The sequence below is a fragment of the Pseudomonas mendocina genome (genome assembly GCF_003008615.1).
GTDB lineage: Bacteria > Pseudomonadota > Gammaproteobacteria > Pseudomonadales > Pseudomonadaceae > Aquipseudomonas > Aquipseudomonas mendocina_C.
Genome location: NZ_CP027657.1, coordinates 4,231,998 through 4,251,311, shown reverse-complemented (window position 1 = coordinate 4,251,311; position 19,314 = coordinate 4,231,998). Strand labels below are relative to the sequence as shown.

Sequence of the window (19,314 nt, the reverse complement as noted above, 5' to 3'; positions counted from 1 at the left end):
TCATACCCCTCCCCCAACCAAGCCTTGCCAAATGACATTAAAAACCCAAAAGAATTTAATATTAACCCGAGCACAACGCTAAAAACTAAGGCACTCTATACACTTACAAGTCATCACACAGAACACCCTCAAAAAAGTACAAATTTATTTTAAAATAATTAGCCACGATAAAACCGCACTACATTCTTAATCAAATGGTTTTCCAAACAAATACATGCCACGTCAGCGCGAAGTGACAGACTGACTGGTCTGCCGCCCCTGGTTGTCATAGGTGTATTGGGTAATGCGATCAGGCTCCGTGATCGTCACCGGCAAGAACAACTCAGGGTGCCATGCGGTGGTAACAGTACGCGCCTGGGGTGTACCACTGGCCTCAGTGCGGGATATCTCAAGACCACGGGTGTTGTAATCGTAAGTGGTTCGATTACCCTTGTTGTCGATCTTGGTCTTGAGCAAACCGCGAGTGTCATAAGTGAAGTTTGAATTGCTACTTGCACAATTTGGTGATGGTTCACCTAGGATTGATGTAACTCGCTTGACACCTACATCAATCCATCCACCGGCACTAGCTACAGTCAAAAAGGTGTAAGTAGTCTTTTTTCCCAAGGGATTGGTGACGGTGACACTCCCATCTTCCGAGTACTGGATATGCGTAGCGCCCCCTTCTAAAGAACTATCACTGAGAATAGGCCTCCGCTGCTCGTCATACCCCCACGTCACGTAACGGATACCGCGCTCATCCGTTATCCCTGTCAGCAATCCCTTGTGTGTATGCTCGTAATGCAGAAGCTGGGTTGACAGCACACCACCGATATTTCGGTTTATTTTGGTTATTTTATCCGTGTAATACTCGAACGTTATGATTCCTTGCGGACTATTGACACTCAGAAGATTCCCATTCCCTCCTCTGACGAAACTAATGGACTCGCCATGACGAGAGGTCACAGTAGTCGTCAGAGGATAATTGGTTTTTGTAATTACCAATTCATCATCTGGCCAAGCGGCCTTTTTGAGTTGCCCGTAGGCATCAAAGTAGAGCCTCTCACCTGTTTCGCGGTATAGCACCCACTCGCCTGTATTTTTTTGCAGAATATCAGCAGTCTCTTTTGCAACCATCCGACCGCTCGTGCCCGTAAACGCGATTATCCTACCATCCGACAAGGTCACATAAGTCCTCGCTTGAAACTCCGTCAAATGATCAGAGTAGCTATTAGACCAAGCCAACTTCGCACTATTATAATGCAAGGAAAATTCAAGGCGCCCTACGGAAGCCCGGTATGGAGTAATTTTTTCATATTTGTTTGCAGCAGAGAAATTTATAGGATTACCAGCATACACACCTGGCCCGGTATTACTCACCTTACAAGAGGCGTCTCCACCGCCGGCTTGTAAGCCAGCGCCAAGATCTACGCATATACCCAGATCAGCATCCAGAGTACGCCCAGGAAAGCAAGCCTCTCCATCTCGTAGAGCGTTAACCCGGTGTCCATCAATCGAGTTAGGAGGCTCTGGCGTATACCATTCTCCACATTGAGTTCCACTGCACTGGCTTAGCCGGACATAACAGTGCGCTGTGGTCTTGGATGGACTGGTAAAAACCACATCAACAAGTTCTTTCTTACCATTAAACCAAGTAGATGCAACAGCTGCGGCACATGCATAGTAAGGACTGGTAAAATTCCCTATACGCCCACCCAGCATGTATTGCCAACGAAACTCCGCCGCACCACTAAAAGAAGACACCACGAGCAATACGCTGCTGAAAAAAATCCGCCTCATTCTTCACTTTCTCCCTGCTATCAATTCTTTCAATTCCCTGCGCATTCGCAAATTTTTCAGGCATAGAACCTGACTGATCTCCTGACTATTCAGGGAGGTTTTCAGACCTATGAAGTACGCTTGCAAATACAGTTTTTCGAAGCCTATCCTGTCCATATGATGACTCTTGCCTTCCAAGTAGTGTATGCATCAGTGATGTGAGTCGGGAGAAGCAAGCCAAACGCTGCCGCACAAGGGCATAAGAAAAGCTGCCGGCAAGAGCATGCCTACCAATATCGATGTATTGATATTTAACAGCGATAGGCGGTATGGCATGAACAATAGCTTCACTCCCGAAGCGACACACTAATTCCCTTTATGGAGCACATACCGCGAAAGAATCATAGCAGCCTGATTCGAGCAGAAAGCAACGGCTACCATGAATGTGACACAGTTCCACTGACCACCCTTAGGAGTCATCTCGTTCGTACAAGCCGCCGCGATTACCCTTGAGGGAAGGTCTGAAACAGTCGTCATTCCCGCGAAAGCGGGACAGCGTCTTCACCGCTGAACAGAGCGAAAGAAAACCATCCATAGACCACAAAATGCCTGGACTCCCACCTTTGCTAGAGCGACTGAAAATAGCTTTTCAGGGTATTGATTCGCAACTACTCTATACCGGACTCGTACTACCGCGGCTGCTGAACCCGGTATTCACGAGGACACCATCATGGAAAGAACCCGCGCCTGGAGACGTTCACAGGCCCACAAAGATGCACCTCAAACGCTGCTGCGCTTGCCGTACCAGCGACCAGAGAAGAATTGGAAACTGATGTACACCCGAGCGGAAAAATTGCTCAGGGCACGCCAACTCGGCATCAGCTATCCCATTCGCACCACCCGCCAACTGCTGGATCAAGAGTGACCAAACTTCTTTTCATCTGCAGTCGCAATCAATGGCGTAGCCCCACGGCAGAAGCGGTCTGGCGCCGTCGGCCGGGCTTCGAAGCGCGCTCGGCCGGCACCAGCCCGAACGCCCGCAAACCCGTCGGCCCAGCGGATATCCGCTGGGCCGACGTTATCTTCGTCATGGAGCACAAGCACGCCAATCGCCTGCGTGCAGAATACGCCCGCCTGCTCGAACACAAGCGGCTGCACATTCTGGATATCCCCGATGACTACCGTTTCATGGATCCGGAACTGGTGGAGATGCTCGACGATATGGTGACTGCATACTTGGCCGAGCAGGATTGAAGCAATCGCCTCATCTGCACATCAGCATTGCGGTAATCCAAACTACCTTTTCTGCAACCGCAAATGCGGCAGTTCGTCCTAGCGCACATTCATCGTGGCGGTGATAAAAGACCGAGACATCAAGCTACGCGGAATCAGAGATGGAATTCACCGAGTACGGAAACCCCGCAGGCAAACCGGTCGTTTACTTCCACGGGGTGCCGGGCTCGCCATATGAGAGTTTCGTATTCGACGCACCCGCCCAAGCGCATAGCCTGCGCATTCTCTGTTTCGACCGCTTCGCCATCGCCCCTTCCATCACCGGCGGTGACTACTTCCTTCATATTGCGCAATCGATCAACGAGACGGTGCATGGTGCTCCCATCGACGTTATCGGTTTTTCCCTCGGCACTCATGTAGCGCTGGAGGTCAGTGCGCTTATGCAGAACCAAGTGCGCAGCCTGCATCTGGTTTCCGCAGTTGCTCCGATCGACGGAGGGGACTTTCTGGATGAAATGGCCGGCAAAGCCGTGTTCTCGATGGCCAAGCGCAACCCAGGTTTGTTCCAGTGGCTGGTGAAGTGGCAGGCACTGTTGGCAAAACGCGCACCGCAGATGCTGTTTCGCATGCTGTTCGCCAGCGCCCAGGGGCAGGATCGGAAGCTGGCGAAATCACCTGAGTTCAAAGCGCTTATCTGCCGGGTATTGCAGCAATGTTTTGCACAAGGCTCTTCCGGCTACACGCGGGATATTCAGCAGTATCTCCAGCCTTGGTCAGCCAGCGTCCTCACCAGCGAAGCAAATGTCTGCCTATGGCATGGCACAGAGGATAACTGGTCGCCTTTCGGCATGTCGGAGCATCTCGCCGGGCGCATCCCTGGCAATACGCGCATCGAGCGTATGGAGGAGCTCTCTCATTACTCTTGCCTATATGCCGCAGCTCCCAGGATTTGCGCACGAATAACCTAGGGGTGGCCTTGAATCTGGGACCTACTTCACGGGCGAGCTCTAGCGGTCCGGCCTCAATGATCGGGCCGCTTTCGGCCAAAAGTGGTCGTTCCTAGCCAGAAACAGCTGCTTGAAGGAGTCTACGAATCTATGGCCGATTCACTCTACATCTGTAAATGACCTAGCTCCGCCTCGTTGGCTCTGATAGCTTTTTGACATGGTCTACCATCAGGGAGGTAATACAGTGGACGTTCAGGCAGAGATTCGTACATGGCTGCTCAAGCAAAATGATTGGCTACAAGAGGCCGCTGACAGACTTCTGAAAAATGGAGAGCTGAGTCCGGCGGATATTGCTGCCCTGGTGGCCATCCTCAAGACTCCAGCAGGCCAAAAGCCTACCAAGCACCGCGGCTTCGTGGAATTGACCAACAATCCAAAGGTAGGAGATGAGCTGCGGTTGGTTCGAATCGCCGAGGTTGTCGGGATCGAGAACCTGGAGCCCCGTGCTCCACTTGAGTTTGGCAGCGCGAACCTCACCGTGATCTACGGCCACAACGGATCAGGTAAATCCAGCTATACCCGCATTCTCAAAAAGGTCTCGGGCAAGCCAAGGGCCGTTGACCTAAAAACCAACGTGTTCAAGGCGGCTCCGGCGCACAGCAAATGCCATATCACCTCTCAGCTCAACGGCGTAGAGAGCTTGCATGAGTGGAGCGTAGGAGGCGACGCCGTCGACACACTGCGAGGCATCGACATCTTCGACAGTGACGAGGCCAGTCATTATCTGACAGCTGAAAGCGCTGCGACCTATATCCCTCCCGTCCTTAGTCTCTTTGAGAAGCTTGCTTCCGCAGTCGAAATGGTTCGGCAGACTCTGGAGTCCGAGCAAGACAAACTGGTCAGCGTATTACCCGTGCTCCCACCGATTTACGGTACAACCCCCTCCCAAAAGCTGTACAGCGAGCTCGGCAAATTGTCCGTGGCTGAACTTGAAACGGCCTTGCATTGGGCCGCTGAAGATGAGCTTAGGCTTGTAGAGCTAGTGGAGCGCCTCAAGACCGAAGATCCCTCCGCGTTGGCACAACAGAAACGACGCACTAAGGTCGAGCTCCAAAAAATCATCAGTGCACTCCAGCAAGCGTCTACTGCTTTTGGAGTCGATAACATTCAGGCACTGCGCCTCCTCAGACAGGATGCGGTGTCCAAACGACAAATTGCTGTCGAGGGCGCCAAGGTAAAGTCAGCCGTGCTTGAAGGGGTGGGCACCGCCACATGGCGTGCGATGTGGGAGGCTGCCAGGCTCTATTCCGCAACGCCATATCCGGAAACTGCCTTTCCGGCGACTGCGGATGCACGGTGCGTGCTATGTCACCAAGAACTTTCTGAAGATGCGCAGCAGCGGTTGAAGGACTTTGAATCATTCGTGCATAGCAAGCTTGAATCAGATGCGAAGACCGCTGAAGCAAAGTACAAAGCGGGCCTTGATCAGCTGCCAGGCATCACAGCTGAACAAGATATACAGACCCAGTGCCAGGCTGCCGGCGTGACAGATGAGGCTTGGTGGAATTACCTCAATGGCTTCTGGCAGCAAGCGCTTTCAGCAAAAAACGCTCTGATTGCTCATGAAGTCGAGCAGCTTGCAACCCCAGTTCACGCAGTCGATGAAGCCATCATTAAGTTGACGGGTTATCGAGATGAACTGGAAGCGACCGCAGCTCAGTACGATCAGGATGCTCTGGGGTTTGATAGAGCGCAGGCGACCAATCAAAAGCTAGCGCTGGAAGCCAAGAAGTGGATTACAGAGCAAGCTGCGGCTATTCGTGTTGAGGTCGATCGACTGCGCCAGGTGAAAGACTATGAGTCCTGGAAAGGGTTGGCAGGCACCCGAACGATATCGATGAAATCAGCAGAGGTGACCCAAGCTGTCGTCACCGAGGCGTACGTTGAACGATTCAATCGGGAGCTCCTGGCACTCGGAGCAACCCGCATACAAGTTGAACTGGTCAAGACCAGAACTCGCAACGCCAAGGTACTGCATCAGCTCAAGCTCAAAGGTGCTCAAAACGGTCGTGCCATGCCCGACAGTGTCTTGAGTGACGGAGAGCGTCGCATCATTTCCCTTGCGGCATTTCTGGCCGATGTCTGTGATAAGCCGGGCGCGGCCCCTTTCCTATTTGATGATCCTATCTCCTCCCTCGACCATGATTTTGAATGGTTTGTGGCATGCCGCCTCGTTGAGCTTGCCAAAACCAGGCAGGTGATTGTGCTCACTCACCGATTGTCCCTTTACGGAATTCTGGAAGACTTGGCCCGAAAACAAGGCGATAAGTGGAAAGCAGATCACTATCAACCTATGTGTATCGAAGCCTACGCTGGTGTTGCTGGCCACCCGGCAGACCAGGACGTTTGGAACGCCAATACAAAAAAGGCCAACAACCTTTTGATCACCAAGCTGGATGCCGCGCGCAAGGCGGGTGAGACGGGTGGTGCTGCGGCCTACCGGATGCTCGCCCAAGGAATTTGCAGTGAGTTTCGCAAGTTGATTGAGCGGTCAGTTGAAGAGGATTTGCTTAACAAGGTCGTGCTCCGGCATCGGCGTAGCATTACCACCGATAACCGACTGCATGCTATTCAGGGCATCGAGCCACAGGACTGCAAACTGATTGATACGTTGATGACCAAATACAGCTGCTACGAGCACAGTCAATCTAGTGAAATACCCGTATTTATTCCGCATGAGCCAGAGCTGCGTCAGGACTTGGAAGCACTCAAGGCCTGGCGTGACGGTTTGACCAAGCGACGCGCTGAAGCGGCTTAGGCGTGGTCGCCTCAGTGGTCAAATGACTTATAAGGCGAAGCCTTTAATCTCCTTCGAGTCAATGGATAGGAATGCCATGCCAGCTCTGAATTTCAAGGAAATCGCTCCGGCTCACAAAGGCACGGAGCGTGATCAGTTTGAGCTGTTCGCACGTGATTTTCTGGAAGCGGAAGGCTTTTCCGTTGTCGTAGGCCCTGATCGAGGACAGGACGCGGGGCGGGATCTTATCGTGAGTGAAATCAGATTTGGTCCAGGAGGGCAGTCCGAGTACCGTTGGCTCGTCAGCTGCAAACACAAAGCGGGATCGGGCGAATCTGTCGGTCACAATGAAGACATCAATCTACGCGATCGACTGGGGACTCATCGCTGCAATGGCTTCATCGCCTTTTACTCGACCTTGGCCAGCAGTACCCTCGCGACACACCTAAAAGCCTTACCCCCCGAATACGGTCTTCTGGTATTCGACAACGAATTAATCGAAGCCAAGCTGCTCGACTCGCCAAAGGGGCGTGCGCTCGCTGCCAGGTATATGCCAGTGTCATTCCAACGCTGGGTACTTGCCTCTCAATACGCCGAGGCACCGGCCACAGCAAGTGCCATCAAGGATCGCTTCTTTCTCCGTGAGCCCCACTCGTCATTGGAAACCGCACTTTCGGAAGCCGCGGCCAGGGATGCCATGGTCTTCGTTGTCGTGTACGACGAACTTCACTCCACAAAAAGCGATTTGACCTATCGCTTGGGCTACTTCATGGGTTATGAGCTCACAAAGCGCCTTGTGGATGAGCATTTTGTAGCGGTGCTAGGTTCAAGCTCATTGCCTTCGCTGCAGGCCCTGATTCCCGACGATGATCCGCTGGAAGACTGCCGGCTGATCATCATGGACGCGACAAGGCGGGAGATCTACTCGGACACTGTCTACGCGAACAAGAAGGAAGCACTAAAGATAGTCCGATCTGCTATCCAGGACGGATCCAAGCTCAAGAGTAGCCTCAGCAATTAGTCAGTGATACACACCGTACTCACGAGGAATGAGGCCAATACCTCATAGTCAGAGGGGGCTTTGAGTAGATCCTGTGGGATCCGCTGCTCCAGCCCCAGTTTTGATTTGCTAAGCCATCGCTCTGCTTTGATCCCCGAACCAAACATGGGCTCCGCGTGCGAGTACGGCGAGCAATCGGAGCAAATGGATGCCGTTTTCGGGTGTGAGGCTTGCAGGCGGCACCCTGAGCCATCGCTGCAGCGTTCGCGCTGAAATGCCCATTGCCCGTATGACCAATTGGCGATTTTTCAGGAGATTAGTGTGCTGGGCAACCTGAATCAATTCGCAGAGTACCAAGTCGGTGGCGAACGCGTCAGACACCTCTGCTGCGCTCCAACTTTGCGTCGCTTGGTCAACCACTCGTTTAGTCAAAACTCCGAGTGCGAGGTCGGACACGAAGGACTCATTCATGTATTTCGTCCGTGCGCATATCCAGTAGAGGATTAGTGGCCCGCCTCGCGAGAAGGCGTGACCTAGCGTCATCACCAGGAAGCGGCTGGGGGACAGCCACAGAACCACCCAATATCCGCTTCGCCGTTGACTGGCTGCTTCTGGCCGATAGCAGCCCCTCACAAACTTGCCCTTCCATCTCCCCCACGCTACAGTCCGCCCGTCACGGTCAATCCCGTGACCGGGTGTAGGAACCCGTTTTGTCCGGGCGCGGTAGCGCCATAGTCGAGAGCAGGCGCTTTTTTTGTGCCTGCTGTTTTCTCGTGCATTTATGGCGGGCCGTGTGAGGCAGGCTTCGGCCTGGCCGGTTCCCTCGGACGCCGGTTTCCTACCCTTGCACGGTCCGCCACCCACGCCCGTAGGAAGGTTGGATGGCGGCTCCTTAAATCGTCCGAGGAGCATAAGGAAAATGCACTATCCCCCTTTTACCCAAGGGCTCCGCCCTGGGCTGCTGGCTGTCGTGCCGACTTCCAATTTGGAGGTGCTGCGTGACCAAGTCTGAATCCGTCGTTATCCCCTTCCCTTCACCACGTAATCCATTGCAGAGCTTTGTCGCGGACGAGTGTCCGTTGCAGGCAGCAGCCGAGTATCGGGCAGCGTTACTGGCCAAGCTGTTGCGGCGAATGCCGGAGCCGGAGTTGGCCAATAGCACCAGTGCGCTGCTGAGCGAGTTGATCGTGCTTTACCGCCGGGCCATCGCACAGGCATCCGGGAGGGCAGCCCATGATTGAACTGCAACGCTATCTCACCCACCTGCCCGCCCATGACGGACAACCGCCTGCCAACTTCGGCTGGAACGCAGATTGCCAGGCGAGCTTCGGCCACGGTGTGCAAACCGCGCAGTCCTGGCTGGACGACGCCAACAGCGGCTGGCTATGGGCCAATCTGTTGCTGGAGCGCCAGCTGTACCCGCCGGGTGCTCAGCGCCATGCCTTCGAGCTGGGCTTTCTCAGCCGCATCCACCAACGCTTGTGCTCGCCGCTAGGCGGTGAGCATCAGGCCAGGCGTACGGAGTTGAAGTTATAGGTTTGTGGCCTGCGTTTGAAATAGAGAAGGCCACTTGCTCGCACTCAGTGAGTGCCGAGCGAGTGGGCTTCGTTCTGTTTTGATCAGCCATAACGCCGCATCGCCAACGGCATGCACGCAAGCCTCTATGCCAGCCGTAAAGCCAACGCCAGCGAGATGGAAAGCAGCGCAACCAGATTGCCGAGGATAACGATCGACGCGACCTTTTCCGGTTCCTGGGCGTAGCGCTCGGCGAACATGAAGTTGAGCACCGCAGGCGGTAGCGCGCCGAAGATCAGCAGGATGTCCGTCTCGCGATCCGATAGGTCGAAGGCCAGGCAGAACAGGTAGGCGATCAGCATGCCGGTCAGCGGCGTGGCCACCGCGCCGACCGTGCCGATGCGCCATTGTGCGAATGGCGCGGTGTTCAGTCGCACACCAAGAGCGAACAGCATCAGGCCGGTGGACACGTCGGCGATGATCTTGATCGCGGACAGAAAAGGCGGCCACAGCGCGATGTCCGACAGGCTCACCAGCACGCCTGCGATCCCCGCGATGATCACCGGTTCGCGCAACAGGAGCCAGACCTTGGCGTTACGCCCTAGCCACCAGGTGGCAATGGCGAAATGCAGGATGTTCTCCACCAGGAACAGCACCACCGCCGCCGGCAGCACCTGCTCGCCGAAGGCGAACAACAGCAGCGGCAAGCCCATGTTGCCGGCGTTCTTGAACATCATCGGCGGTAGCAGGGTTTTCGGTGCATAACCCAGCCGGCTGGCGATGGGCCAGCCGAGCAGGCCGGAGCCGAGCACGATGACCAGGCCGCCGAGGGCGATCATCTGCACCTCGGCCAGGTCGACGGATTTGCCCGCCAGCGCGGAGAAGATCAACGCGGGCACGAAGATGCCCATGTTGACCTGGTTGGTCGCGAGCATGTCAGGACGATGCTTGCGGCCATACAGGTAGCCAACTGCAATGACCGTGAACACGGGGAAGACGATGCTCACGATCTGCACGAGCATGGGGCAACCTTAGCCGCTGGCGAGTGGGTGGTGCTGGGCGACTCAGCCCTGCGTGGGCGTACCGTTGAGGGCGTAGTAGCTGCGAATCACCTGGCTGTCGTCAGCCCGCCCCTCGCCGCGCCCGGAGGTGGCGAGGAATAGCTGATGCGCCACCGCAGCAATCGGCAACGCGGCCTGCGCGTCGCGCCCGGCTTCGAGGACGATGCCCAGATCCTTGACGAAGATGTCCACCGCACTGCTGACCTCAGGCTCAGCCTGCAACATGCGCGGGCCGCGATCCTTGAGCATCCAGCTCGATGCCGCTGAGCCGCCCATGATTTCCAGCAACACCGGTAGATCGACACCGACCTTGGCCGCCAGCGCAAAGGCTTCGGCCACCACAGCGATGTGCACGCCGCACAGCAGTTGGTTGACGGCTTTGACCGTGGCGCCCTGGCCGGCACGCTCGCCGACATGGAAGAGGCGTTGGCCGATGCCTTCGAACACTGGCTGCAGCGCCTCGAAGGTGGCACGTTCGCAGGCGGCCATGATGGTCAGCGAAGCAGCGATGGCGCCAGCGGTGCCGCCCGAGACTGGAGCATCGACGAAGCGGCGCCCCGCTGCGCTTACCCGCGCGGCGATGCGCTCGACCGCAGCGGGTGGACAGGTGGCCATCAGGCAGACGATGCCATTCTCGGCCAGCGCATCCAGCGCGCCGTTGTCGAACAGCACCTGCTCGGCCTGGGCGGCATTGACCACCATCAGGATCAGTACATCGGCGTCTTTGGCGGCAGAGGCTGCGTCCGCTGCCGGCTCCGCACCGGCCTGGGCGAGCGTGGCAAGCGCCACAGGGTTGAGATCGATACCGCGCACACGATGGCCGGCGGCGAGCAGGTTCTTGGCCATGGGCAGGCCCATCGAGCCAAGCCCGGCAAATGCAATTATGGTCATGGAGGTTCCTTGCCTTGCACGGCCCCTGCACACGCAGGGGCCGTACCAATCAGTAGAGGGTGAAGGCTGGTACGAAAGAGATCAGCCCGAGCACGGCGAATGCCACCAGGTAGAAGGGCCATAGCTCACGCACTACCGCGCCGACCCGCTCGCGCGAGATCGCCGCTGCGATGAACAGCGTGGTACCGACCGGCGGAGTGAAGAGGCCCATGCTCAGGTTCACCGCCATCATGATGCCGAGCTGGATCGGATCCAGGCCGATGGCGTTGCCGATGGCCACCAGGGTCGGGCCGAGCAGCAGGATCGCCGCTGGCAGGTCGAGAAACATCCCCACCGTCAGCATGATCAGGTTCAGCATCAGGATGACCATCCATGGCGACTGCAGGGTTTGCGCCGTCCATTCGGCCACTGCGGTCGGGATCGCTTCGACGGTCAGCACATAGCCCACCAGGTTGGAAGCGGCGATCACCAGCATCACCACGCCCGTCGTCACGGCTGTATGCACCAGCGCATCGTAGATGCGGCGCAGGGTCAGGTCGCGATAGACCAGCGTGCTCACCAGCAGACCGTAGAACACCGCCAGCGCGCTGACCTCGGTCGGCGTGGCGATACCGGTACGCAGCAGGATCACGATGAACGCCGGCATCCCCAACGCTGGGGCGGCTGCCAGGGTCGCACGCAGCACGCCTTTAAGCGTTACCTCATCGGTCAGGCGCTTGAAGCCGCGCAGACGGCCCGACAGGTAGCAGACGATCATGAAGCCAGCAGCGAGCATCAGACCAGGCAGGATGCCGGCGAGAAACAGCGAGGCAATCGACTGGTTGGATACCGTGGCGAACAGGATCAGCGGGATCGACGGCGGAATCAGGCAGGCGATGGTCGCCGACGAGGCCGTGGCCGCCGCGGCGAAAGCACCCGGATAGCCTTCGCGTTTCTGCCAGGGGATCAGCATCGAGCCGAGCGCCGAGGCTTCCGCCACCGCCGAGCCGGATACGCCACCGAACACCGTGGAGCCAACCACCGTCACCTGGCCCAGGCCACCGTGAAAACGGCCGACCAACATAGTGGCGAAGTGGATCAAGCGCTTGCCCAGCGTGCCGCCCATCATCAGGCTGCCCGAGAGCATGAAGAACGGAATCGCCAGCAGCGGGAAGCTCTGCGTCGGCTGGAAGATCTTCACCACCGCGGCCACGCTGGGCATTTCGCCGATGGTCACCGCCGCCAGGCCTGCGCTGATGATCAGCGCATAGCCCACCGGAAGGGCCAGTGCCATCAGGACACCGAAGACCAGAAGCATCATTAAGGTCATACACCCTCCTCGATCTGCTGGGCACGTACCGCTAGCGGGTCGCTTGCCCGCAACAGGTGAACGAGCGTGGTCAGCGCAGTGATGCCCAGCCCGACGAAGCCGACGATCAGCGACAGGTAGGCCCATTTCGCCGTGATGCCGGTCATTGGGTAGATTTCACTGCCGGTGATCTCGACGACGTCGAGCCCGACCCACGCCAGGTAAAGGAAGGCCACGGCAATCAGCACCTGATGTCCGGCCACCAGTAGCCGGTTGCCGACGCGCCCGATCATGCTCTGCAATGCGGTAACGGCGATGTGCTGGCCGCGTTGGGCAGCCAGGACGATGCCGCCCATGATCAGCCACGGGAACAGCAGGTTGGGGATCTCGGTGGGCCAACCCATGCTCTGGTTGGTGATGTAGCGCGCCACCACCTCAGCCATCAGGGACAGGAACATGACGACCATGGCGGTGAGTGCGACCACCGTGCTGATGGCCACGATGAGCGTGTCTACCCACTTCGCAGCCACGGTGATGACGCCCCCAGGCGCCGCAGCGCTGGAAGAAATATGCGCGGCCATGCTTACTTGCTCGCTTGCGAAACGATCAGCTCGACGAGCTCGGGGTACTGCTTCGACCACTTGTCGTAGACAGGCTGGGTCTTGGCAGCGAAGGCAGCCTGGTCGATCTCGTTGATCTGCACACCGGCCTCGGTGAGCTTGCTGCGCAGCTCGATATCGGCCGCCAGCGACATCTCGCGGTTGAGCTTGCCGGCTTCCACCGCCGCTTCCTTGATCGCCGCCTGATCGGCCTTGGACAGCCCTGCCCAGATCATCTTGCTGGCCAGCAGTGGCGTGGTCTCGTATTTGTGCCCGGTCAGCGAGATGTACTTCTGCACCTCGTGCAGCTTGGACGAGTAGACGTTCATCAGCGGGTTCTCCTGACCGTCAAAGACGCCCTGCTGCAGTGCGATGTACAGCTCGGAGAAGGCCAGCGGGCCCGGGTTGGCACCCAGCGCCTTGAAGATGTCGAGGGTCATGGTGTCAGGCGGGGTACGCACCTTGATGCCCTGCAGGTCTTCGGGTTTGACGATGGGGCGCTTGTTGTTGCTGGTGTGGCGGATGCCGTTGTCCCACAGCGCCAATACCACCAGCCCTTTCTTGTTGGCGGCCTCGTCGAGTTTGGCGCCGACCGGGCCGTCGACCACCTGGTAGGCATGTTCGAGATCGCGGAACAGGAACGGCAGGCCGACCACGTTGAACTCCGGCACCACGCCGGCGGTGCTGCCCTGGGAGTTGGTGCTGAAGGCCAGCGAGCCCAGACGCATGTTGGTCAGGGACTCGACGTCGTCGCCGAATTGCGCGCTGCCGCCCACCTCGACCTTGACCCGGCCCTCGGTCTTCTCGGCAACCAGTTCGGCGAATTTCTGCGAGGCCACCGACTTCGGGTTGCCCGGTGCGGCGTTATGGGAGAGGCGCAGCACTTGCTGAGCCCAGCTGGTGGAGGCAGTAGCCAGTGCGAAGGTCGCCGCGATTGCGATCAGTGTCTTCTTCATGAGCTTAACCCTACTTTTCTTATTGATATTGTCTGTATTAAGTACTGCACATTACTCGTGCAGGCCCTCTTTTGGCCTGCACGTAAACAACCGGTGTGATCCTCAGCCGTGGATGAGCATGCCTCCGTTGACGTCAATCACGGCGCCGGTGATGTAGGCCGACAGGTTCGAGGCCAGGAACAGGTAGGCACCGGCCACTTCCTCGGCGTTGCCCAGGCGGTTGAGCGGGATGCTGGCGGCGATCTCGGCCTTCTGCTGATCGCTGAGCTTGCCAGCGCTGATATCGGTCTGGATCAGCCCAGGGGTGACGCAGTTGACGCGAATGTTGCTCGGGCCGAACTCGCGCGCCATGGCCTTGGCCAGGCCCAGCACACCGGCTTTGGCCGCCGAGTAATGCGGGCCGCCGAGGATACCGCCGCCGCGCTGGGCCGATACCGAGGACATGCAGGCAATCGCGCCGCCGCCCTGCGCCTGCATGTGCGGGATGACCGCCTGGGACAGGTAGAGCACGCCGCGCAGGTTGACGTCGAGGATGCGATCCCAGCTCGCCGGATCGATCTCCAGGGTCTTCACCGGCTGGGTGATGCCGGCGTTGTTGATCAGCACATCGATCTGGCCGAAGTCAGCGATGGCGCGCTCGGTGGCCTTGAAGCAGGCGTCCTTGTCCGCGACGTTGCAGGCGTAGCCGCGATGCTCGGGGCCGATGGCGGCAGCGGCCTCGATGGCAGCCCCTTCATCCAGATCGAGAATCGCCACCTTGGCGCCGTGGCTGGCGAACAGGCGCGCGGTGGCCAGGCCGATACCGCGTGCCGAGGCCGCGCCCGAGATCATGGCGACCTTGCCAGCGAGAAGAAGAGCGTTGTTCATGCAAAAGATCCTTGCAGTAGCGCCGGCAAGCGGCGCGTGGAAATGTGGGTCAGCGTGGCGCCGCGTTCAGCCGAGCCAGCCCTTGATGGTGGCCGACATCACCTCGGTGGAAATCCCGTAGCGGTCGTGCAGGGTCGGCAGCGCGCCGGCGTCGAGGAAGGCATCGGGCAGCGCGATCTGGCGAAATTGCGGGGTCACACCAGCCGTCAGCAGCGCGGTCGCGACGGCTTCGCCAAGGCCACCAATCGAGCTGTGGTTCTCGGCCACGACCACCAGACGCCCGGAGCGGCCGGCCTCACGCAGGATGGTCGTGACATCCAGCGGCTTGATGGTCGGCACGTGCAGCACGCCGACGTCGACCTTGTCCGCCTCCAGTGCCTTGGCCACTTCCAGTGCGCGCATGGTCAGAATCCCGGTCGAGATCACCAGCACATCACGGCCGTCGCGCAGCATCTTGGCCTTGCCCAGTTCGAAGCTGTAGCCGTATTCGTCGAGCACCAGCGGCACGTTGCCACGCAGCAGGCGCATATACACCGGGCCTTTGTGATCGGCGATCTGCGCCACGGCCTGTTCGGTATCGAGCGCATCGCAGGGGTCGACGATGGTCATGCCTGGGATGCCACGCATCAGCGCGATATCCTCGGTGGCCTGGTGGCTGGGGCCGTAGCCGGTGGTGAGGCCGGGCAGCGCGCAGCACAGTTTGACGTTGAGGTTTTCCTCGGCGATCACCTGGTGCACGAAGTCATAGGCGCGACGGGTGCCGAATACCGCGTAGGTGGTGGCGAACGGCACGAAGCCTTCCTTGGCCATGCCCCCCGCGGCGGCCATCAGCAGTTGCTCGGCCATGCCCATCTGGAAGAAGCGATCCGGGTAAGCCTGGCCGAACAGGTGCAGGTCTGTGTACTTGGCCAGGTCAGCGGTCAGGCCAACGATCTCGGGGCGGTTGGCGGCCAGCTCGACCAGGGCCTTGCCGAACGGAGCTGACTGTACGCGCTGCCCTTCGGAGGCAATCGAGGCGATCATCGCCGAGGTGGTCAGGCGTGGTTTCTTGGCGGTGGTGCTCATTGCGTGGCTCCCTGGGCTTGGTCAAGAACATCGAGGGCTTGCTGCCACTCGGCCTGGTCGACGCGAATGAAGTGGTTCTTCTCGCGGGCTTCGAGGAACGGCACGCCCTTGCCCATCAGGGTGTCGAAGAGGATCACGCGAGGCTTGGCTTCGGTGAGATTGCGCGCAGCGTCGAAGGCGGCGATCACGGCGGCGAGGTCATTGCCGTCCACGCGCTGCACGTGCCAGCCGAAGGCTGCCCACTTGTCGGCCAGCGGCTCGAAGCCCAGCACCTTGGTCGAGGGGCCATCGGCCTGCTGGTTGTTGATGTCGACCAGGCAGATCAGGTTGCCCAGGCCGTGGTGGGCCGCGCTCATCGCCGCTTCCCAGGTCGAGCCTTCGTCCAGCTCGCCATCGGACATCGAGTTGTAGACGAACGCCGGGTTGCCCTTCAGGCGCAGGCCGAGTGCCATGCCCACGGCAATCGGCAGGCCCTGGCCGAGCGAGCCGCCGGACATTTCCATGCCTGGCGTGTAGGTCGCCATGCCCGACATCGGTAGGCGGCTGTCATCGCTGCCGTAGGTTTCCAGTTCTTCTTCGGGGATGACCTTCGCCTCGATCAGCGCTGCGTAGAAGGCGATGGCGTAGTGACCGTGGGACAGCAGGAAGCGGTCGCGACCTTCCCAGGTCGGGTCTTCGGGGCGCAGGTTCAGCGCATGGCAGTAAGCGGTCGCCAGCACATCGGCATAGCCCAGTGCCTGGCCGACGTAGCCCTGGCCCTGCACCTCGCCCATCTGTAGCGCAAAGCGGCGGATGCGGTAGGCACCCTCGGCAACGCTGGCGTGAACTAAGGAATTATTGTTCTGCACGCAGTTCTCCTTGATATGTCCCGACGCCTGCTGCTGCCGGGCCTCATTCGTCTCGGTTGGAGCGTGAATCTCCAGGCCTGCCAAGCGCCTCAACTGCACGCTTGGCGAGTGAGAGAAAGCCTATGCCCTTGCTTTTTTGAGCTCAAACGAATAGTTAAGGCAGATAGGTGAACTGAACTCATGTGAAAAAGCCATGCAAAACCGGGTATCGCTCAAGGCCATTCAGGCGTTCGAGGCTGCGGCGCGGCTATCTTCCTTCGCACTCGCGGCGGAGGAGCTGTTCGTCACGCCGTCGGCGATAAGCCATCAGATCAAGTTGCTCGAAGAGCAATTCGGCGTTCGTCTGTTCCACCGCGTTCACCGTGCGGTGGTGCTGACCGATGCTGGCCGCTTCTACGCCGAGGAGGTCTCGGCGGCCTTCGCCAAGATCGATCTGGCGACCCGCGAGCTGGGGCGAACTGCGAAAAGCGACATCCTCACCGTGCACTCGACGCCCAGTTTTGCGACCCAGTGGCTGATGCCGCGGCTGGCCCGTTTCAGCGCCCTGGAACCCGATATCGACGTGCGGTTGAACTCGTCCTATCCACCACCTGCCGACCTGCTGACCCAGGGCGTGGACATCGACATCCGCTACGGCATGAAGCGGCTGCAGCCTGCCGGCACCATGGTGCTGCCCTTCCCCGCCGAGACCATCGTGCCGCTCTGCGCGCCCGCGCTTGCGAATGGGCCGCAGGCGATCCGCGCCCCCGAGGATTTGCGCCATCACACCCTGATTCACAGCGAGGTGTGCCTGGTCAGCTGGCGCGACTGGATGCGCCAGCATCGCAAGGTTCCCCTGGATATCTCGCGCGGGCCGCGCTTCGACCGCTCGTTCATGGCCATCAGCGCCGCCGTCGACGGCCTGGGCATCTGCCTCGAAAGCCTGCTGCTCGCGCAGCGTGAGCTGGCCAGCGGGCAGTTGATTGCACCGCTTGGCATGACCGGGCCCAAGGTGCAGGGCTACACCTTTAACCTGCTGCGCTCACGGGCGGAGCTGCCGAAGATACGCAGCTTTCAGGACTGGCTGTTTGCCGAACTGGAAGGCCGCGGTCACTAACACCAGAACCCTCGCCCATCGACCAATCAATTCGAACTTCTGCGCTTCACATGTCTCAACCCTGATGCATGCCGCGTTCGTCAACGCGGCCACTCACTGCGTCCATGCGGCGCATCCGGGAGGTATTCATGAGTTCGAATCTGCAAGGCAAGAAAGTGCTGTTCATCACCGCCAACAGCGGCATCGAGCGCGATGAACTGCTCGAACCGATGCAGTCGCTGAAGGATCAGGGCGCCAGCGTGACCCACGCCAGCATCAAGGGTGGCGCAGCCGAGACCTGGATCAAGGACAGCGAGAAGGACGTTACCGTGCAGTCCGACACCCCGCTCAAGGGGCTCAGCGCTGCGAACTACGACCTGCTGGTGATCCCCGGCGGTACGGTGAATGCCGACACCCTGCGCCAGGACGAAGACGCGCAGCGTCTGGTGCAGGAATTTCGTGACGCCGGCAAGACGGTCGCAGCGATCTGCCACGGCCCCTGGCTGCTGATCGATGCCGGCGTGGCGCCGGGCAAGGTGATGACCTCTTACGCCAGCGTACGACTGGATCTGGCCAACGCCGGCGCAAGCTGGGTGGACGCCGAGGTGCAGGTCTGCCCTGGGCAGAACTGGACGCTGATCACCTCGCGCACCCCGGACGATATTCCGGCCTTCAACGCGGCGATCAGCCAGGCGCTGTTGGCCGCATGAACGCAGCTGATGCGCGCCGCCCAGCGTGAGCACCCGACGACCGGCAGCCTGCGCAGGCGAAAATGTTAAACGGGTCGAATTCCGCGGGATGGCGGGTCGATAGAACTTGCCTGCCTTGCTAGGGTCTTTTTACCCGCCACTCACCGACTACGAAGGGAACTCGTATGGCCAAGCCTGCTGCCCGTCTTTCCGACCCCACCAGTTGCCCCGTGCCGGGCCACGGCGTAAACCCCGTCGCGGCCGGCTCGGGCGATGTGCTGTTCGACAGCCTGCCCGCCGCCCGCCAGGGTGATCCAAGCGCCTGCGGCAGCCCGCTGGTTGGTGCACTCGCTTCTACCGTGCTGATCAATGGCCGTCCGGCCGCGACCGTCGGCAGCGTCGGAGCCCATGGCAATACGGTGATCGCCGGCTCTGGCAGCGTGCTGATCGGAGATAGTCACGCGGCTGCGCCCTTCGTTGCGCCAGCGCCGCTGGATATCGCCATGTCCTACGCCCGCAGCTTCGCCATCACCGATAGCGAAACCGGCGCACCGCTGGCCAATCGCAGCTTCGCCGCCACGGTCAATGGTCGACAGCAATACGGCACCACCGATGCCGCTGGCATCGCCACGGTGCGGGCCAACAGCGAGAGCGATCAGATCTCCATCCACGTGTACTTCCAGTCCCCTGCTCGCCAGTTGACCGAATTCCAGGAGGGCGCCTGA

At 59.2% G+C, this 19,314-nt stretch carries 19 protein-coding genes; 10 read left to right on the top strand and 9 right to left on the bottom strand.

What is annotated here, in order from left to right:
• Window positions 1-222 precede the first annotated feature (222 nt).
• A complete protein-coding gene (locus tag C7A17_RS26825; RefSeq protein WP_158704688.1) occupies window positions 223-1,779 on the bottom strand; it encodes an RHS repeat domain-containing protein in 1,557 nt (518 codons plus the stop codon).
• 709 nt (window positions 1,780-2,488) lie between these two features.
• Here C7A17_RS26825 and C7A17_RS19780 point away from each other — a divergent pair.
• The 7 genes from C7A17_RS19780 (at window position 2,489) to C7A17_RS19745 (ending at window position 9,271) form a co-directional block, all read left to right on the top strand.
• Window positions 2,489-2,683: a hypothetical protein gene (locus C7A17_RS19780; protein WP_106739628.1), complete on the top strand. Its 195-nt coding sequence runs from the start codon at window positions 2,489-2,491 to the stop codon at window positions 2,681-2,683.
• The gene (locus C7A17_RS19775; RefSeq protein ID WP_106739627.1) at window positions 2,680-3,012 is read left to right on the top strand and encodes a low molecular weight protein tyrosine phosphatase family protein; all 333 of its coding nucleotides are present in this window, start codon (window positions 2,680-2,682) and stop codon (window positions 3,010-3,012) included. Before C7A17_RS19780 ends, C7A17_RS19775 begins: the two co-directional genes overlap by 4 nt.
• Before the next feature lie 140 nt (window positions 3,013-3,152).
• Window positions 3,153-3,959 carry an alpha/beta fold hydrolase gene (locus tag C7A17_RS19770; RefSeq protein WP_106739626.1) on the top strand — a complete coding sequence of 269 codons (807 nt, stop codon included), beginning with the start codon at window positions 3,153-3,155 and terminating at the stop codon, window positions 3,957-3,959.
• Between the two features lie 223 nt (window positions 3,960-4,182).
• A complete protein-coding gene (locus tag C7A17_RS19765; RefSeq protein ID WP_106739625.1) occupies window positions 4,183-6,756 on the top strand; it encodes an AAA family ATPase in 2,574 nt (857 codons plus the stop codon).
• 76 nt (window positions 6,757-6,832) lie between these two features.
• Entirely contained in the window at window positions 6,833-7,756 is a 924-nt protein-coding gene (locus C7A17_RS19760) for a restriction endonuclease (protein WP_158704687.1), read from the top strand.
• A gap of 977 nt (window positions 7,757-8,733) precedes the next feature.
• Entirely contained in the window at window positions 8,734-8,976 is a 243-nt protein-coding gene (locus C7A17_RS19750; RefSeq protein WP_106739622.1) for a hypothetical protein, read from the top strand.
• Window positions 8,969-9,271 carry a LasR-specific antiactivator QslA gene (locus tag C7A17_RS19745; protein WP_106739621.1) on the top strand — a complete coding sequence of 101 codons (303 nt, stop codon included), beginning with the start codon at window positions 8,969-8,971 and terminating at the stop codon, window positions 9,269-9,271. The genes C7A17_RS19750 and C7A17_RS19745 overlap by 8 nt, the downstream gene beginning before the upstream one ends.
• Before the next feature lie 125 nt (window positions 9,272-9,396).
• On the opposite strand, the gene C7A17_RS19740 is transcribed toward C7A17_RS19745, so the two are convergent.
• From C7A17_RS19740 to C7A17_RS19705, 8 genes are all read right to left on the bottom strand, one after another.
• Window positions 9,397-10,272, bottom strand: a complete 876-nt coding sequence (locus C7A17_RS19740; protein ID WP_106739620.1) for an AEC family transporter — start codon at window positions 10,270-10,272, stop codon at window positions 9,397-9,399.
• Window positions 10,273-10,314: 42 nt separating this feature from the next.
• A complete protein-coding gene (locus tag C7A17_RS19735; RefSeq protein WP_106739619.1) occupies window positions 10,315-11,202 on the bottom strand; it encodes an NAD(P)-dependent oxidoreductase in 888 nt (295 codons plus the stop codon).
• 49 nt (window positions 11,203-11,251) lie between these two features.
• Window positions 11,252-12,511, bottom strand: coding sequence for a TRAP transporter large permease (locus tag C7A17_RS19730; protein WP_106739618.1), 1,260 nt, complete (start codon window positions 12,509-12,511; stop codon window positions 11,252-11,254).
• Window positions 12,508-13,071, bottom strand: coding sequence for a TRAP transporter small permease (locus C7A17_RS19725; RefSeq protein ID WP_106739617.1), 564 nt, complete (start codon window positions 13,069-13,071; stop codon window positions 12,508-12,510). The genes C7A17_RS19730 and C7A17_RS19725 overlap by 4 nt, the downstream gene beginning before the upstream one ends.
• Window positions 13,072-13,073: 2 nt before the next feature.
• Entirely contained in the window at window positions 13,074-14,045 is a 972-nt protein-coding gene (locus C7A17_RS19720) for a TRAP transporter substrate-binding protein (RefSeq protein ID WP_106739616.1), read from the bottom strand.
• A gap of 102 nt (window positions 14,046-14,147) precedes the next feature.
• A complete protein-coding gene (locus tag C7A17_RS19715; RefSeq protein ID WP_106739615.1) occupies window positions 14,148-14,912 on the bottom strand; it encodes an SDR family NAD(P)-dependent oxidoreductase in 765 nt (254 codons plus the stop codon).
• Window positions 14,913-14,978: 66 nt separating this feature from the next.
• The gene (locus C7A17_RS19710) at window positions 14,979-15,977 is read right to left on the bottom strand and encodes a transketolase family protein (RefSeq protein WP_106739614.1); all 999 of its coding nucleotides are present in this window, start codon (window positions 15,975-15,977) and stop codon (window positions 14,979-14,981) included.
• A complete protein-coding gene (locus C7A17_RS19705) occupies window positions 15,974-16,825 on the bottom strand; it encodes a transketolase (protein WP_106739613.1) in 852 nt (283 codons plus the stop codon). Before C7A17_RS19705 ends, C7A17_RS19710 begins: the two co-directional genes overlap by 4 nt.
• 193 nt (window positions 16,826-17,018) lie before the next feature.
• On the opposite strand from C7A17_RS19705, the gene gcvA reads away from it, so the two are divergent.
• The 3 genes from gcvA to C7A17_RS19690 all read left to right on the top strand — a co-directional run bounded on the left by gcvA (window position 17,019) and on the right by C7A17_RS19690 (window position 19,314).
• Window positions 17,019-17,921, top strand: a complete 903-nt coding sequence (gcvA, locus tag C7A17_RS19700; protein ID WP_106739612.1) for a transcriptional regulator GcvA — start codon at window positions 17,019-17,021, stop codon at window positions 17,919-17,921.
• A 128-nt stretch (window positions 17,922-18,049) separates the two neighbouring features.
• Window positions 18,050-18,610 (top strand): type 1 glutamine amidotransferase domain-containing protein, encoded by a 561-nt coding sequence (locus C7A17_RS19695; RefSeq protein ID WP_106739611.1) that lies wholly within the window; start codon window positions 18,050-18,052, stop codon window positions 18,608-18,610.
• 164 nt (window positions 18,611-18,774) lie between these two features.
• Window positions 18,775-19,314: a PAAR domain-containing protein gene (locus C7A17_RS19690; protein ID WP_106739610.1), complete on the top strand. Its 540-nt coding sequence runs from the start codon at window positions 18,775-18,777 to the stop codon at window positions 19,312-19,314.